The sequence below is a fragment of the Aneurinibacillus sp. XH2 genome (assembly GCF_001439585.2).
GTDB lineage: Bacteria > Bacillota > Bacilli > Aneurinibacillales > Aneurinibacillaceae > Aneurinibacillus > Aneurinibacillus thermoaerophilus.
In genome coordinates, this window is the sequence record NZ_CP014140.1 from 793,625 (window position 1) to 810,327 (window position 16,703).

General features: G+C 46.1%; 15 protein-coding genes and 1 pseudogene. 15 read left to right on the forward strand and 1 reads right to left on the reverse strand.

Annotated elements, in window-relative coordinates:
- The first annotated feature begins 75 nt into the window (after positions 1–75).
- The 5 genes and pseudogenes from ACH33_RS03870 to ACH33_RS18530 form a co-directional block, all read left to right on the forward strand.
- Positions 76–1,317 carry a dihydrolipoamide acetyltransferase family protein gene (locus ACH33_RS03870; RefSeq protein WP_057897837.1) on the forward strand — a complete coding sequence of 414 codons (1,242 nt, stop codon included), beginning with the start codon at positions 76–78 and terminating at the stop codon, positions 1,315–1,317.
- Between the two features lie 19 nt (positions 1,318–1,336).
- A complete protein-coding gene (gene lpdA, locus ACH33_RS03875) occupies positions 1,337–2,716 on the forward strand; it encodes a dihydrolipoyl dehydrogenase (RefSeq protein ID WP_057897838.1) in 1,380 nt (459 codons plus the stop codon).
- A gap of 70 nt (positions 2,717–2,786) precedes the next feature.
- On the forward strand, positions 2,787–3,662 hold the full coding sequence (gene lipA / locus ACH33_RS03880; protein ID WP_057897839.1) for a lipoyl synthase: 876 nt from the start codon (positions 2,787–2,789) through the stop codon (positions 3,660–3,662).
- 252 nt (positions 3,663–3,914) lie between these two features.
- Positions 3,915–4,982 carry a 2,3-butanediol dehydrogenase gene (locus ACH33_RS03885; protein WP_057897840.1) on the forward strand — a complete coding sequence of 356 codons (1,068 nt, stop codon included), beginning with the start codon at positions 3,915–3,917 and terminating at the stop codon, positions 4,980–4,982.
- Positions 4,983–5,448: 466 nt separating this feature from the next.
- A pseudogene (locus tag ACH33_RS18530) lies at positions 5,449–5,535 on the forward strand (helix-turn-helix domain-containing protein); the annotation flags it as partial.
- A 126-nt stretch (positions 5,536–5,661) separates the two neighbouring features.
- Here ACH33_RS18530 and ACH33_RS19070 read toward each other — a convergent pair.
- Positions 5,662–5,802: a hypothetical protein gene (locus tag ACH33_RS19070; protein WP_156423995.1), complete on the reverse strand. Its 141-nt coding sequence runs from the start codon at positions 5,800–5,802 to the stop codon at positions 5,662–5,664.
- Between the two features lie 458 nt (positions 5,803–6,260).
- On the opposite strand from ACH33_RS19070, the gene racE reads away from it, so the two are divergent.
- The 10 genes from racE (at position 6,261) to lonB (ending at position 16,676) form a co-directional block, all read left to right on the forward strand.
- On the forward strand, positions 6,261–7,070 hold the full coding sequence (gene racE / locus ACH33_RS03895; protein ID WP_057897842.1) for a glutamate racemase: 810 nt from the start codon (positions 6,261–6,263) through the stop codon (positions 7,068–7,070).
- A gap of 78 nt (positions 7,071–7,148) precedes the next feature.
- A complete protein-coding gene (locus tag ACH33_RS03900) occupies positions 7,149–8,201 on the forward strand; it encodes a GerMN domain-containing protein (protein WP_057897843.1) in 1,053 nt (350 codons plus the stop codon).
- Positions 8,202–8,381: 180 nt separating this feature from the next.
- Positions 8,382–9,146 (forward strand): ribonuclease PH, encoded by a 765-nt coding sequence (gene rph, locus ACH33_RS03905; RefSeq protein ID WP_057897844.1) that lies wholly within the window; start codon positions 8,382–8,384, stop codon positions 9,144–9,146.
- Entirely contained in the window at positions 9,139–9,756 is a 618-nt protein-coding gene (locus ACH33_RS03910; protein ID WP_057897845.1) for an XTP/dITP diphosphatase, read from the forward strand. The genes rph and ACH33_RS03910 overlap by 8 nt, the downstream gene beginning before the upstream one ends.
- Positions 9,753–10,286, forward strand: coding sequence for a metallophosphoesterase (locus ACH33_RS03915; protein WP_057897846.1), 534 nt, complete (start codon positions 9,753–9,755; stop codon positions 10,284–10,286). Before ACH33_RS03910 ends, ACH33_RS03915 begins: the two co-directional genes overlap by 4 nt.
- Before the next feature lie 41 nt (positions 10,287–10,327).
- Positions 10,328–11,389, forward strand: a complete 1,062-nt coding sequence (locus ACH33_RS03920; protein ID WP_057897847.1) for a tetratricopeptide repeat protein — start codon at positions 10,328–10,330, stop codon at positions 11,387–11,389.
- Between the two features lie 145 nt (positions 11,390–11,534).
- A complete protein-coding gene (gene tig / locus ACH33_RS03925) occupies positions 11,535–12,821 on the forward strand; it encodes a trigger factor (RefSeq protein ID WP_057897848.1) in 1,287 nt (428 codons plus the stop codon).
- Between the two features lie 100 nt (positions 12,822–12,921).
- The gene (clpP, locus tag ACH33_RS03930; RefSeq protein ID WP_057897849.1) at positions 12,922–13,506 is read left to right on the forward strand and encodes an ATP-dependent Clp endopeptidase proteolytic subunit ClpP; all 585 of its coding nucleotides are present in this window, start codon (positions 12,922–12,924) and stop codon (positions 13,504–13,506) included.
- A 17-nt stretch (positions 13,507–13,523) separates the two neighbouring features.
- On the forward strand, positions 13,524–14,795 hold the full coding sequence (gene clpX / locus ACH33_RS03935; protein WP_057897850.1) for an ATP-dependent protease ATP-binding subunit ClpX: 1,272 nt from the start codon (positions 13,524–13,526) through the stop codon (positions 14,793–14,795).
- Between the two features lie 186 nt (positions 14,796–14,981).
- Positions 14,982–16,676 (forward strand): ATP-dependent protease LonB, encoded by a 1,695-nt coding sequence (gene lonB, locus ACH33_RS03940; protein ID WP_057897851.1) that lies wholly within the window; start codon positions 14,982–14,984, stop codon positions 16,674–16,676.
- The last annotated feature ends 27 nt before the right edge of the window (positions 16,677–16,703 follow it).

Consider the following 16,703-nt stretch of genomic DNA (forward strand, 5'->3'; position numbering starts at 1 on the left):
CATAGAAGTATTCAAGCAATGGAAAGAGGTGGGTTGAGACCCCACCTCTTATCTGGAAAAAGGAGTGTAAAAGACATGGCAACTGAAATAATTATGCCGAAACTGGGAATGGGGATGAAAGTAGGAACCGTCGTCGAATGGAAAAAAAACATCGGCGATTCCGTCCAAAAAGGGGATATCGTTGTTGTTATCAGTTCCGAGAAAATTGAAATGGAAGTAGAGTCACCGGCAGACGGAGTGGTCCTGGATATGTCGGCTCAAAACGGAGAAGTGGTTCCGGTTGGAGAAGTGATTGGCTATATTGGCGTGGAAGGTGAGAAGGTAGGGAGTGTTGAAACGCCAGAGGCGCTCTTCGTGAAAGGGGGAGAGCAGGTGGCTGCTTCTTCTGAAACCGCTGTCCAAGTGGTTGCCCCGCCTAAGAAAAGCCAAGTGAAAATCTCACCGGTTGCCCGAAAAATGGCGGAAGCCGCCGGATTGGATATAGCGACTCTTGTCGGAACCGGCCCACAGGGACGGATTACGAAAGAAGATGTTGAAAAGGCGATTGAAAGCGCTGCACAAACGTCTTCAACCAAAGACGGGAAACAAGCCGTTTTAACAGGAGAGCAAGAAAAGCCAGAATCTGCTGCAATTGAACGTACTCCTGTCGGTGGTATGCGGAAAGTAATCGCTACACGAATGTTTGAAAGTTTGCAGCAAAGCGCACAACTGACGATCAGCATGAGTGCCGATGTGAGTGACCTGCTTAGACTAAGAAAACAAGTTTTGTCTGATGTTCAGGAACGTTATGAAGTCAAACTGACTGTAACCGATTTTATCGCCCGTGCAGTCGTATTGGCCCTGCTTAAGCATAAACAGATGAATAGTGCTTATATTGAAGACAATATCCACACTTATGGAAATGTTCACCTGGGAATTGCAGTCGCTTTGGAAAAAGGGTTAGTCGTACCTGTGATCCGAAATGCGGAGCGTTGTTCAGTTATTGAATTGTCACAGGCTATGAAATCGTTGAGTCACAAGGCGCGAAATGGTCAATTGAGCGCCGAAGAAATGAAAGGTTCAACATTTACGATCACAAACCTGGGAGCGTACGGCGTAGAACTGTTCACACCTGTGCTCAATCCGCCAGAAGCGGGCATCCTGGGTGTTGGTTCGATTCAGGATACACCTGTTTATATCGGGGACTCACTGGAACGCCGCCGTTTATTGCCGTTAAGCTTGACGTTTGATCATCGTGTGCTTGATGGAGCGCCTGCGGCGGAGTTTCTCGCAACTGTCAAGCGATATCTCGAACAGCCGCACACCATGTTGTTATAGGCGAGGAGGGCGTGAAAAAGTGAGTACAGTAACCATTATCGGAGGCGGACCGGCTGGGTATGTTGCGGCTATCACAGCCGCCCGCCTCGGTAAACAAGTCGTATTGGTCGAAGAAGCCAAACTGGGTGGAACCTGTTTAAATGAAGGATGTATGCCGACCAAGTCATTGCTGGAAAGTGCGGAAACGTATGACCGGATCAAACACGCGAGTCGTTTTGGAATCGATTTGCCGCTGGATCAGGTGCACCTGAATTGGAAAAGCGTTCAACAGTATAAAAATAACGTGGTCAAAAAGCTGGTGCTCGGAATCGGGTACTTGATGAAGAAGAATAAGGTGCGTGTGGTAAAAGGAAAAGCTTCTTTTTTGACAGATCACCTCATCCGGGTTCATACAGAAGATGGTATCGAGGAAATTACAGCAGATCAATTCATTATAGCGACAGGAGCCGAGCCGATCGCATTGCCTTTTGCTCCGTTTGACGGGGAGTGGGTGATCCATAACGGGCATGCGATTGCACTGCCGGAAGTTCCTTCTTCATTGCTGATTGTTGGCGGCGGTGTGATCGGTTGTGAATTTGCGAGCGTTTACAGCCGGATGGGCAGTAAGGTGACCATTGTGGAAATGGCAGACCAGATTCTCCCCGGAGAAGATTCGGATATTGCGGCGATTTTGCATCAACAATTAGCAAAAGACGGAGTTCTCATTCATACATCGACAAGTGTGCAGGAGATCGACCGCAATGAACGATCGGTCACACTGGCAATGAATGGAGAAATTACGAAAATTACAGCCGATTATGTACTGGTGTCTATTGGACGTAAACCGCGTGTGGAAGGATTGGGACTGGATCAGATCGGAGTGCTCTATACAAAACAGGGAATTCAAGTCAATGAGCACATGCAGACAAGCATTCCCCACATTTACGCATGCGGCGATGTTGTCGGCGGTATCCAGTTGGCTCATTTTGCTTTTCATGAAGGGGAAGTGGCTGCCGAGAATGCATGTGGCAAGCAAAAGAAGGTAAACCCCCGCGTCGTCCCGCGATGCATTTACACCTGGCCGGAAATCGGCAGTGTGGGATTGACAGAGAAAAAGGCCAGAGAGATATACGGGGATATTCGGATCGGAGAATTTCCTTTCGCCGCAAATGGGAAAGCGTTAATTCTAGGTGAACAAACCGGAAAGGTGAAAGTGATCGTTCATCCGGAATTTAATGAGATCATCGGTTTTTCGATTGTTGGGCCGCGTGCGACAGAGCTGATCGGACAGGGGGCCATGATGTTGCACTCCGAAATGACTGTAGATACAATGGAAGGTTTTATTGCAGCGCATCCGACACTGTCTGAAGCGTTACAAGAAGCGGTCTTGAGTGCAACGGGTCTCGCCGTGCATCTATAACAGCGGATTGATTTTTACTTTTATTATGAAAAAGTCGTCCAAGATTTAGCAACAATTTGGAGTGAGATAAATGTCAACTCGCAAACCGGAATGGTTGAAAGTCCGCTTGAAAGCAAGCGAGAATTATCACGACCTGAAGAAGATGATGCGCAGTAAAGTCTTGCACACCGTATGTGAAGAAGCCCAGTGTCCAAATATCTACGAATGCTGGAGCCAGCGTACAGCCACCTTTATGATTCTGGGCGATATTTGTACACGGGCGTGCCGATTCTGTGCCGTAAAAACGGGCCAACCGACAGAATTGGATTGGCAGGAGCCTGAACGGGTAGCAGAATCGGTTGAATATATGGGTCTGAAGCATGCGGTTGTCACTTCTGTAGCCCGCGATGATCTTCATGACGGCGGGGCAGCGATCTTTGCCGCCACCATACGGGCCATCAGAGACAGGAATCCGTTTTGCAGTGTGGAGGTATTAATTCCTGACTTTATGGGAAATTGGGATGCTCTCCGTACCGTCATGAACGCTGATCCTGACGTGTTGAATCATAATATTGAGACGGTCCGCCGGTTATCGGACCGCATCCGATCCAAAGCCAAATTTGACCGTTCACTCGACCTGCTTCGACGTGCTAAGGAAATGAAGTCCCATATTCCGACCAAGTCAAGCATTATGGTTGGGGTAGGAGAAACGTGGGATGAAATTTTGGAAGCAATGGATGAGTTAAGAGCGGTTCGCTGTGATATCATCACTATCGGTCAGTACTTGCAGCCGACCAAACGGCACGTAAAGATTAAAAAATATTATCATCCAGATGAGTTCAGGGCGTTGAAGGAAGAGGGGATAAAACGAGGTTTTAAACATGTTGAATCAGGTCCTCTGGTAAGAAGCTCTTATCACGCTCGAGAGCATATCCAGGGTGTGACAGCAACATCTCTTCAAAATTAGCATCTCATTCTCTAAGATATGATTTCTTGATGAAATATGGAGACGGCACGCAAAACTCAATCATAAGATCGTGCTGTCTCTCCGGATACAATATCCGGAATATCTAGATAAATGAATGTTTCCGATTTATTTCCAATCCGCCAACCATCCTGTGTCTCTTTAACCCACATGGATGATAGGGTGCTTTTACTCTTTCTCAGACTGGAATGAGAAATTAGTTTCCACAATTGAAAAATGTAATGAGGTGAAAACATGAAAGCAGCACGATGGTACGGAGTTAAAGATGTCCGTGTAGAGGAAATTCCCGAGCAACAAGTAAAGCCGGGTATGGTAAAAATAAGAGTGGAATGGTGCGGGATCTGCGGTACCGACTTGCATGAATATTTAGCAGGTCCCATTTTCCTTCCTTCAAAAGAACCTCATCCTTTAACGAATGAAAAAGTACCTCTTGTGCTTGGACATGAATTTGCAGGTGAAATTGTAGAGATTGGTGAAAGCGTTACCAAATTTAAAGTAGGTGACCGGGTTGCAGTAGAGCCGATTCTTAATTGTGGGGAGTGCGGTGCCTGTAGATCGGGAATTTACAATCTTTGTGAAAAGCTCGGATTTCATGGTCTGGCCGGAGGCGGCGGTGGCTTCTCTGAATACACGGTGGTCAAAGAAAACATGGTTCATAAATTACCGGATCAAATGAGTTATGAACAAGGGGCTATGGTAGAACCTGCCGCGGTTGCGGTACATGCGATAAGACAAAGCAAACTTCAAGTTGGTGACAAAGTTGCGGTGTTTGGTGCAGGACCAATCGGTCTGTTAATGATTCAAGCCGCGAAAGCTGCAGGTGCAAGTCAAATTATTGCTGTCGAACTTTCAGAAGAACGCAGAGAATTCGCCCAAAAAGTCGGTGCGGACATTGTCTTGGATCCGAAAAGTGTGGATGTAGTAAAAGAAATTCAAACCCTTACAAATGGAGGGGTTGACGTAAGTTTTGAGGTTGCCGGTGTGGAAAGGGTTTTAAATCAAGCGATTGAGAGCGCAAAATTTGACGGACAAATTATTATTGTCAGTGTTTGGGAAAAAGCAGCAACCATCCTTCCAAACAGCCTTGTCTTAAAAGAGCGTGAAATGAAAGGGATACTTGGCTATCGAGATATCTTTCCGGAAGTGATCCAACTGATCGCGAACGGCAGCATCAAAGCGGAAGAACTGATTACGAAAAAAATTAACATTGATCACATTATCGAAGAAGGGTTTGAAACGTTGGTGAAAGAGAAAAGCCATGTGAAAATCTTGGTAAGTCCAAGAGCTTTCTATTTAACATGATAATGGGAGTAAAAAATATGAGTAATATTACATTTATGGGTAATCCGTTGACATTACAAGGCAATCAAGGGTTACGCCTCCTATGGGGAAAAGGGTCCAAATGGTGGGTGAAAAAACCGATAATGAACAGTGCAGTGTTGTACCTCAGTGCTTTTCACAAGCCAATTCGTTCTTCATTGCAGTAGATATTAATAAAGCACTCCCCATCCGGTGGGAGTGCTTATTATTTTGTACACGATGAATTAGTACATGACATTGCCGGACTTTAAACGAGGCTTGGTGTATCACTTCAAGAAAGAGATGAAGCAAAGGGGGGATGACCTTTAAACCTGAACCGATTCCACTTTCCGACACCTACAGGAACGAATTGCTGAACAGATTGGAACCAAGGATGGCTAAGATATTTAAAAACTCATTAGTGTTGGTTCAAACCGACAACCCGTCCCAAAGTTTGCAAAAGGTATGCATTAGAAACGTTATGCAGAAACTAAATGTGAAAGGTCGTTCTCAAGCAGTTGTTGAACTTGTCCGTTTGGGTGAATTAAAAATTTAATATCACCTGAAACGGGAAACCCGCCTCGTATGAGGGGGGTTCTTTATTTTTGAAAAAAGCTCGCAGGCGTGGTTCGGTCGTTTCTTCTACAAGCGTTGCGGGCACGCACAGCGAGCTTCTCATTATTTATGCGCGCCATTTTCCGATGATAAGCGTCATCGTTAACGGAAGCCATCCGTATTTTTCATATAGGCTTCTCTCATTTGCTGCAGCGTCCTGCGGAGGATACGGGAAACCTGTTTTGACGTGATCGTTCAATTCTGGCATACGAAATCCTCCTGTAGAATTACGCAAGCATTATATACTAGTCGACGCCTCAAATTTAGAAAATACGCTGAATTTTTCTGGGCCTCTTTTTTTCCTACCATTTTTTCATCAATCGCTTTCCGCATCTATTTTACCATAGTTTTGCACGCATACGCGTACTTTTAGACTGTTGACAACTTCTGTAATTCATGTAATGCGACGCGGGCAGAGCGCCATGATCAAACATGAAGTTTTTCCATATACTATTTTAAGAAGTTGGCACAACGGTTCATGCAGTACAATGAATATGCAGGGGAGTGAAAACCCCCTTGACCATTTGCTGACAAAGGCGTATCGTAAAACAGGTTAACGCATGTATAAGCTCTGCTTGGACATATATGAAATTCGTAGCTTGTATTTATTTGGCGAAGTCGTCAAGATAGAAGAGAATGACGAAAAGAAGGAAGCGACAAGAAAAAATGAAACGAGGAATAGGAATTATTGATTCAGGAGTCGGCGGGTTGACCGTCGCCAAAGAAGTATTGCGCCAGTTGCCGAGGGAGGCGATCTACTACTTCGGCGACACGGCGCGCTGTCCGTACGGCCCTAGACCGGCGGAAGAAGTGCGTGCTTTTTCCTTGCAAATGATTGAATTCTTGCTTGAACAGGATATCAAAGCGCTCATGATCGGATGCAATACCGCTGCTGCGGTTGTTCTTCAGGAGGTAAGCGAATGGCTGGATATTCCAGTTATTGGCGTAATTGAGCCGGGAGCCAGAACAGCGATTAAAGAAACGAAGACTGGACAGGTTGCTGTTATTGGTACGGAGGGGACGATTCGCAGCGGCGCTTACGAAAAAACATTAAAAAAGCTGAACCCGCAAATTCATGTTGAAAGCTTAGCGTGTCCCGCGCTTGTCCCTCTAGTAGAAAGCGGAAGCTTTTATGATAGAAAAAGTTTGGAAATCGTACGCGAGACGTTGCGGCCGCTTCAAGATAAAGTATTTGATGCGCTTATCTTAGGGTGCACGCATTATCCGCTTATTGCCCATTTTATTCAAGAAACGGTTGGGCCGGGTGTAACGTTGATCAGTTCGGCAGAAGAGGCAGCGCGGGAATTGAGCGCTGTACTGTCCCACCGGAAGATGCTTGCGAATGGTGGGGACATAGTGAATCCTAAACATCGTTTTTTTACGAGCGGAAATCCGGAATTATTTATGTCTATCGCCGAGGAATGGCTTAATATTCGTGTTCAAGCTCGTCAGGTAAGATTGGGGGAACGAAAATAAAATTCGGACAAAGTATGTATAAAACCCGAACAGGCTCGTATACATAGTAGTACAAAACGAGCCTGAGGAGGGGAATTTATGGCACGAAAGTTACCATTGCTAAGTGCCTTTCTTGGTGTTCTATTCATTATTAGTGCTTGCGGTCTGTTTGGACCGAAGGATATGCCAAGCAATGGACAAATCGATCCGCCGCAACTTCATCCACAGTCAACCGCTGGCGGTGAAAAAATGGACGCGCCTTCAACAAAGCAAAAGAAGACAGCGGACAATCCGGTCAGTATGCACAAAGTATATGTTATTGATGCGGAAGGATTTGTCGTTCCTTGGCCGATGGAGCTGCCAAAAACTGAAGGTATGGTAAAGCAAATTTTAAGTTACATGGTACAGGGCGGAGAAGGGGAAAAAGCGCTGCCACCGGGATTCAGGGCTGTATTGCCGAAAGGTACAAAAATATTGGGTGCAAACATTAAAGACGGGGTTGCTACGGTTGACTTCTCGCCAGAATTTAAAAAGTATAAGCCGGAAGATGAGGAGAAAATTCTCGATGCGATTACATGGGCGCTGACCGAGTTTGATACGGTAAAAGAAGTGAATATTTGGATTAATGGACATCCGCTGGAAGTAATGCCAGTAAAAGGTACGCCGGTAACGCATTTAAGTAGGAAGAATGGGATTAATCTGGAACTGGCCGATACAATTAAGCCGGGCCAGACGATGCCAGTAACGCTCTATTTCCAGAATCAGCTGTCTAACGATCTTACGTATTTCGTGCCGGTGACACGCATGATTCCAAAAACGGAAAACAAAGGCCTGGCAGTTGTTCAACAGTTAATCCAAGGCACGAAGATCAACTCGCCATTATTCTCGCCGCTTTTGCCTACTATGAACGTAAAAAGCGTAAAACAGCAGAAAGATGTTATTGTCGTTAATTTTGACAACAAAATTCTTTCCTATAATCAAGGACAAGCGAATCCTGACGTGTTGGAAGCGGTCGTGCTATCGTTGACCGAAAACTTGGATGCGAAAAAAGTACAAATCATGGTGGATGGCAAAAATACTGTAAAGGCGGGCAATGTAGACTATACGAAGCCGGTGACCCGTTCCATGCTAACTAACAGCAAGGCATATTGATTCGAGAGAAAAGCGGGGGCAACCCCCGCTTTTTATGTAAACTGCTCGCTTATTCTTTAATAGCAAGGCTTGGAGTTCGTACGTTATGTGTATATAGTTTAACATGACACTACGTTCAGTACATGTTATTTTGTGGGTTGTGCTATAATAAGCCAGAAACGAGAATTGGGAGGGAATGGCATGAGAATCGACGGACGGGAATACAATCAGATTCGACCGGTTACTATTACGATGGATTATATAAAGCATGCTGAAGGCTCGGTATTAATTGAGATGGGAGATACTAAAGTAATATGCACAGCTACTGTGGAAGAGAAAGTACCGCCATTTATGCGCGGCCAGGGATGCGGCTGGGTAACGGCCGAATATTCCATGCTACCGCGGGCGACGGAAACACGCAACGCGCGGGAATCCAGTCGCGGCAAGGTAAGCGGAAGAACGCAGGAGATCCAGCGTTTAATCGGGCGTGCGCTTCGCTCGGTCGTAGACCTGGAAGCGCTGGGCGAAAGAACGATCTGGCTTGACTGCGACGTGATTCAGGCGGATGGTGGCACACGTACTGCGTCAATTACTGGGGCATACGTAGCAATGGTATCCGCTATGGACAAACTTGTCGAAAAACAACTGATTCCTAAATTGCCGGTAACCGACTTTCTTGCTGCGGTTAGCGTGGGAATCGTAGAGGAAAAAGTCCATCTCGATTTATGCTATGTGGAAGATTCTCAGGCTAAAGTGGACATGAACATCGTGATGACGGGGAAAGGGAAGTATGTAGAAGTCCAAGGAACGGGTGAAGAATCCCCATTTAGCCCGGAAGAGCTCCAGGAGCTTTTGGCTTACGGTAAGAAAGGGGTTACTGACTTAATCGCCGTACAGAAGGAAGTGTTAGGTGAATTGGGCAACCGAATCGGCGGAAGGGATGAGGAGACGGTTGAGAATGCCTAAACAGACTTTTCCATGGAAAAAGATTGTGCTAGCAACGAAGAATAAGGGGAAAATCGGCGAGTTTAGCCGAATGTTTGCAGTGTTTGACGTAGAGGTGCTCACGGTTGCTGATTTTCCCGATATGCCGGATGTAGTGGAAGATGGGGAAACATTTGAAGCCAACGCACGAAAGAAAGCGGAGACAATTGCGCAAGTGACAGGTCTTCCTGCATTGGCGGATGATTCCGGGCTTGAAGTGGATGCGCTGGACGGGAAGCCGGGCGTGTATTCAGCCAGGTTTGCCGGACCGGATGCGACAGATGAAGAGAATAATGCTAAACTCGTTTCACTTTTGCGCGATATCCCTGAAGACAAGCGGTGTGCACGCTTTGTATCCGTGCTGGCGCTGGCTGTGCCGCAGGGGGAAACATTGCTTGTGAGGGGAACATGTGAAGGACGTATTGTTCTTGCACCGAAGGGGGAAAATGGATTCGGGTACGATCCGCACTTCTTTTTGCCTGAAAAACAGCGGACGATGGCGGAACTCTCTCCGGAAGAGAAAAACCGCATCAGCCATCGCGGCCAAGCTTTAGGTAAATTGGAGGCGGTGCTCAAGGAGCGCTTTGTATGAGGCTTATTGTGATCAGCGATACGCATGGGAGCCTGAAGCATATTCCGGATATATTGGCGCGTCATCCGCATGATGTCGCGTTTCATTGCGGGGACTTTTGCTACCCACGGGAGAAAGCGCCGGAACTTACATATGTCCGGGGCAATTGTGACAGCGATATGGAAGTCCCTGAGGAAAACGTTATCCGAATTGGCCCACTGCTGATTTTTCAGACGCACGGACATTTATATGGCGTAAAGCAAACTCCGATGCGCTTGCGATATAAAGCAATAGAAACGGGAGCAAACCTTGTGCTGTTCGGCCATACACACGAAATTACCGCCATTGAAGACGACGGGATTTTATACGTTAATCCGGGTAGCCTGCTTTTGCCTCGTTCTTATACGCTTCCTACGTACGCGGTGCTGGATGTGGAAGAGGCAGAAAAGGATAAAGTAAAGATTACGGTTTCTTTTTATTCAATGGGAGGGCGCAAACAGCCGGGATTGAGCCGTGATTTTTTGCTGCCCAGAGCCAATGACCGAGAATAAACGGAGGGTGATTCAGAAGGCTTCGAAGAGGTGAGCATTTAATGTCGCAAGGACGTAGAAAAGACAAGGTGATTTTGTTTCCAGGTCTTGTGGAAAGAAAAATTGAGCAGGCGAGGGAAGCCCTTGAGCGCGGACAGCATGATGAAGCGCTTGAATACGCCCAGTCGATTCTTCGATTTGATCCGTATCATTCTGAAGCTTTGCAGACAAGCGCTGAGATATTGATGCGAATCGGACAATACGATGAAGCGCTTCAGTATGCGGAGAGAATGTGGAAACAGAAGCGTGGAGACACGATTCATGCATTTCGTATTTATCTTGCTATCCTTTTAAAAATGGAGGATTTTGCAGGTGTTAGGGAATTATTGGAATCTGCAACAGAGATGAAGGAGCTTGCGCCTTTTCTAAGTGAGATTGAGGCGTTGCACAAGATGCTTCAGGCTGAAAAGACGAATGAAGAAGAGATGACTGACAGGGAATATTTTACACGAAGAACGGTTCTGCGGAAGACAGAAGTAAATCCAGAGTATATATCTCGACTTTATGAAAAGCTGGAAGATGGCACTTTTGAAGAACAGTTAGGAGCAATTGAACAGTTAAAGCACATTTCTTCTCCGGAAATCGTAGCAGCTTTAAAAGAATATTTAATGCTTGTATATCCGGATCCCATTTTAAAAACGTTCGCGTTACGGGCGTTGAAACAGATGGGAGAAACCGGCCCAGTTTTCCTCTACAAATTCGGGGAAAAGTTTGATGTTCTTATTGAGGAAGTGCCGCTATGTGATGAAGAGCTGCCAGCGGAGGAACGACAGGTGCTTACATGTTTGTTTCGTATCGCGCATCATCAGGCGCCTTCTTTTCTATCATTTGCTTTCCAACTTTGGCTTGAATATTTGTTCACGGTCTATCCGTTGCATCCGCAGGTCGATTCGCCGCAAGAATGGGCCGCGGCGCTTCATTATAGTGTGGCCAGACTTTTGGCTACGGCACAGAACGAACAGGAAGTTGCCGAATTGTATAATGTTCCCTCTTTTACTATCAGGCAGCGTTATCAGGTATTAGCGGAAGTGTTGAACTTGGATTCACGTTGTTTGGATAGATGACAAAAACGAGCGAATAGAAAGTTGAAAAGAGATTTGATTATGATATAATGAAGTGGTTATAATGGCAGATGTAGTAACATACATAGTGTGTATTTTCGCAATAGCACTTGTATTGGTTATAGATTTTTAGGAGGGGAAAGTTTAAATGAAGGCAACTTGGGAAAAGTTAGAGAATAACCAGGGCGTGCTCACTGTCGAAGTGGAAGAAGCCCGTGTAGACAAAGCGATCGACCAAGCATTTGTGAAAGTCGTGAAAAAAGTAAATGTTCCCGGATTCCGTAAAGGTAAAGTGCCTCGCAAGATTTTTGAAGCGCGTTTCGGGGTAGAGTCTTTATATCAAGACGCTCTTGATATTATTCTTCCTGAAGCATATACCGAAGCGGTGCAGGAAACGGGTATCGAGCCAGTTGACCGTCCGGAAGTGGATATACAGCAAATTGCCAAAGGCCAGCCTTTGATTTTCAAAGCGACCGTAACGGTTAAGCCGGAGGTAAAACTGGGTGAATACAAAGGTCTAACAGTAGAAGAAAAAGACTTCTCTGTGACCGATGAAATGGTAGAAGAGGAACTTAAGAACATGCAGAACCGCAGCGCCGAGCTTGTTGTTCTGGAAGATGATGCAACGATTGAAAAAGGCGACTATGCCATTATCGACTTTAAAGGTTTCGTGGATGGCGAAGCGTTCGAGGGTGGTGAAGCTGATAACTATCAGCTTGAAATCGGTTCTGGAACCTTCATCCCTGGATTTGAAGACCAGGTTATCGGCATGAAAAAAGGCGAAGAAAAAGATATCAACGTCACGTTCCCGGAAGAATACCATGCAAAAGAATTAGCCGGTAAGCCTGCCGTATTCAAAGTGAAAGTAAACGAAATCAAGCGCAAGAACCTGCCTGAGCTTGATGATGAATTCGCAAAAGACGTGAGCGAATTTGATACGTTGGAAGAATTGAAAGCCGATATCAAGAATAAACTTGAAGAAAAAGCAAAAATTGACGCCGAAAACTACAAAAAAGAAGCTCTGATTGAAAAAGCGACAGAAAATGCGGAAATCGATCTGCCGGAAGTGATGGTAGAGCATGAAGTGAATCACATGGTGAATGACTTTGCGCAACGCCTTCAATTCCAAGGCATGAACCTGGATCTGTACTATCAATTTACAGGTCTTGACGAAGAAAAGCTCCGCGAACAGTTTCAGCCGGATGCTGAAAAGCGCGTGCGCACGACATTAGTGCTTGAAGCGATTGGAAAGGCTGAGAACGTGGAAGTAACGGATGAAGACGTGAATAAAGAACTGGAAGAGCTGTCCGAGCAATACAATCGTCCGGTTGAAGAGCTGCGCAAAATCTTTGAAGCACGTGACAACTTGGAAAGCCTCAAAAACGATATCCGCATACGCAAAACCATCGATCTGCTTGTCGAGAGCAGCAAATGATGTCATAATATAACAACAACCAGAAACAAGGCACGAATTTTCGTGCCTTGTTTTTCAAAACCATAATACATAATGAGTGTTGAAGGGAGGATTGCTCGCTATGAGTGTTATACCTTATGTTGTGGAAAGTACAAACAGGGGAGAACGTGCGTATGATATTTATTCCCGCTTATTGAAAGACCGCATTGTTATGCTCGGCTCTGAAATTGATGACCAGGTGGCGAATGCGGTGGTGGCGCAGCTTTTATTTTTAGCTGCTGAGGATCCGGACAAGGACATACACTTATACATAAATTCTCCCGGAGGCTCGATTACAGCGGGTATGGCGATTTACGATACCATGCAATATATTAAACCGGATGTATCAACCATTTGCATCGGCCTGGCTGCTAGCATGGGTTCGTTCCTGTTGATGGCCGGGGCTAAGGGTAAGCGGTTCGCGCTGCCGCACAGCGAAGTTATGATTCACCAGCCGCTCGGCGGAATCCGCGGGCAGGCAGCGGACATTAAAATCCATGCGGACTGGATTTTAAAGACGAAAGAAAAGATAAATAAAATTTATGCGCAGCGAACAGGCCAGCCGCTTGAAAAAATCGAGCGCGACACGGACCGCGATTTTTTTATGTCTGCCCTTGAAGCGAAGGAATACGGGTTAATTGACGAAGTCATCACTCGTAGGGATTAAAAGTAAGGGGTGATTTCATGTTTAAATTCAACGATGAAAAAGGTCAACTTAAGTGCTCGTTCTGTGGAAAATCTCAGGAGCAAGTCCGTAAGCTTGTGGCTGGCCCTGGAGTATATATTTGCGATGAATGCATCGAGTTGTGTACGGAAATTGTGGAAGAGGAATTGGGTACAGAGGAAGAAATTGACCTGAAAGAAATTCCGAAACCGCATGAAATTCGAGCTTTTCTCGATGATTATGTTATCGGTCAGGACGAGGCGAAGAAGTCGTTATCCGTCGCTGTTTACAACCATTATAAGAGAATCAATACCGGTGCAAAGATTGACGATGTAGAGTTGGCAAAAAGCAATATTTTGATGCTTGGACCTACGGGAAGCGGAAAGACGTTGCTGGCCCAGACGATGGCCCGCATTTTGAACGTACCATTCGCAATTGCGGACGCAACCTCCCTTACGGAAGCTGGATATGTAGGCGAAGACGTTGAAAATATTCTTCTCAAGCTTATTCAGGCAGCGGATTATGATGTGGAAAAAGCGGAACGCGGCATTATTTACATTGACGAAATTGACAAGGTAGCGCGCAAATCCGAGAATCCATCCATTACCCGCGATGTTTCTGGGGAAGGTGTACAGCAGGCATTGCTGAAAATTCTTGAAGGGACGGTGGCTAGCGTGCCGCCGCAGGGCGGGCGCAAGCATCCGCACCAAGAATTTATTCAAATTGATACTTCGAACATCTTGTTCATTGTAGGCGGCGCGTTTGACGGTATCGAATCCATTATTAAGCGTCGTGTCGGTAAAAAGGTTATCGGATTCGGGGCAGAAACTGACTCGAACAAAAAAGATTTAAAATCCGGCGAAATCCTGAAGCAAGTACTCCCGGAAGATTTGCTGAAATTTGGTTTGATTCCGGAATTTGTCGGTCGTCTGCCGGTAATTACTACGCTTGATCCGCTGGATGAAGATGCTTTGGTTCGCATTTTAACCGAACCAAAAAATGCTCTTGTCAAGCAATATCAAAAATTACTTGAAATGGATAATGCCGAATTGGTGTTTACGGAAGGTGCGCTTCGCGAAATTGCGAAAGAAGCAATTAAGCGCAATACAGGCGCGCGTGGTCTGCGTTCCATCATTGAAAGTATCATGCTTGATATCATGTTTGATATCCCGTCCCGCGATGATATTGTTAAGTGCGTGATCACGGAAGAGACCGTCAAACAAAAAGGCAACCCTGAATTGTATACCAAACAGGGTAAACTCATCACGGACAGCAAACCAGAAAGCGCGTAAATGTAGTAAAAGTTGAAAAAAGACGTCGGAATTTTTTCCGGCGTCTTTTTTTTTGGGAAGATGTAATCCAAAAGCAGAAGATATGTCCCGTATTTGCTTTTCGTTTATTCCCTCTCCTTATAGGCAATAATACACCTAGATAACACGGGGCGTTGGAATTCTTGACTTTATACATAGGAGGGACATATGAACTGGACACTTATACTAACATTGATTCAAGTTTTTTTCGCTGTGATTATCGGCATGTATTTCATGAGCTTGCTCAAAAATCAGCGCAGTAGCCGAACCTATGTAGATCGGGAATCGAGAAAAGAAATGGAGCAGCTTCGCAGGATGCGTTCCATTTCTCTTTCTGAACCGCTTGCTGAAAAGACGCGTCCGGCTACGCTAAGCGACATCATTGGTCAGGAGGATGGTCTTCGTGCTTTACGTGCTGCGCTATGCGGCCCGAATCCGCAACACGTTATCATCTATGGTCCTCCTGGGGTCGGCAAAACGGCGGCAGCCCGCGTCATCTTAGAAGAGGCAAAAAAACAGTCTTCTTCTCCGTTTAAAGAAGATGCACAGTTTACGGAAATTGATGCTACAACTGCGCGCTTTGACGAGAGGGGGATTGCTGATCCGCTCATCGGTTCGGTGCATGACCCGATTTACCAAGGCGCGGGCGCCATGGGACAGGCAGGCATTCCGCAACCGAAGCCGGGCGCGGTTACGAAGGCGCATGGTGGGATTTTATTCATAGACGAAATTGGGGAACTTCATCCTGTGCAACTTAATAAATTGTTGAAAGTGCTCGAGGATCGCAAAGTGTTTCTTGAGAGCGCCTATTATAGCGAAGAAAATCAGCAAATCCCTAAACATATTCATGATATTTTTCAGAATGGCCTTCCTGCTGATTTCCGGCTTGTAGGAGCGACAACGCGCACGCCGGATGAACTTCCCCCTGCGCTTCGTTCGCGTTGCTTGGAGATTTTCTTCCGTCCGCTTGTTCCTTCAGAAATTTATACAATCGCAAAAAATGCGGTGGAAAAAATGAAAATGGAAGCGGAAGAAGGAGCGATTGAGTTTTTGACCCGCTATGCTACGAACGGCCGCGAGGCGGTCAATATGATGCAAATCGCTGCTGGAATCGCTATTACGGAACAGCGACAAAAAATTACGAAAGCGGATATCGAATGGGTTGTCAACAGCAGTCAAAAATCCCCACGTCCAGACAAGAAAGTGTTGGGAGGAGCGTACGTCGGACTTGTGAACGGTTTAGCCGTCTACGGACCGAACATGGGCGCTTTATTAGAAATTGAAGTAACGGCCGCGAAAGCTACGGCCCCTGGAATGGGCACGATCACAATTACGGGGGTTGTCGATGAAGAAGAGGTAGGAGGTAGAGGAAGAACGCTGCGTCGTAAGTCAATGGCGCGCAGTTCGCTTGAAAATGTGCTGACCGTTCTTCGGTTGCAGGGAATAGATACATTGGGTTATACGTTGCACGTTAACTTTCCAGGCGGCGTTCCGATTGATGGCCCTTCAGCTGGAATTGCGATGGCAACCGCTATTTATTCTGCGATCACAAAACAGCCGGTGGATAACTACGTCGCTATGACAGGGGAGTTAAGCATTCATGGTACAGTCAAGCCGATTGGGGGCGTGGTTGCTAAAGTGGAAGCAGCCCGCCTGGCTGGCGTCAAAAAAGTGCTGGTGCCGAAAGAGAACTGGCAGGATATTTTTGCGCAGATGGAAGGTATCGAGGTTGTAGCAGTAGAAAAGCTGGATGAAGTGCTGCGCTATGCAATTGTACCACAAAACGAGACGGCGTCCCAGACACTTGAAACCGTTCTGCGCCATACGGGTGAAATGCTCAATCCATCTCCTACCTCCATTTGACGTAGTTTATGTTGCTCTAGGGTTAGA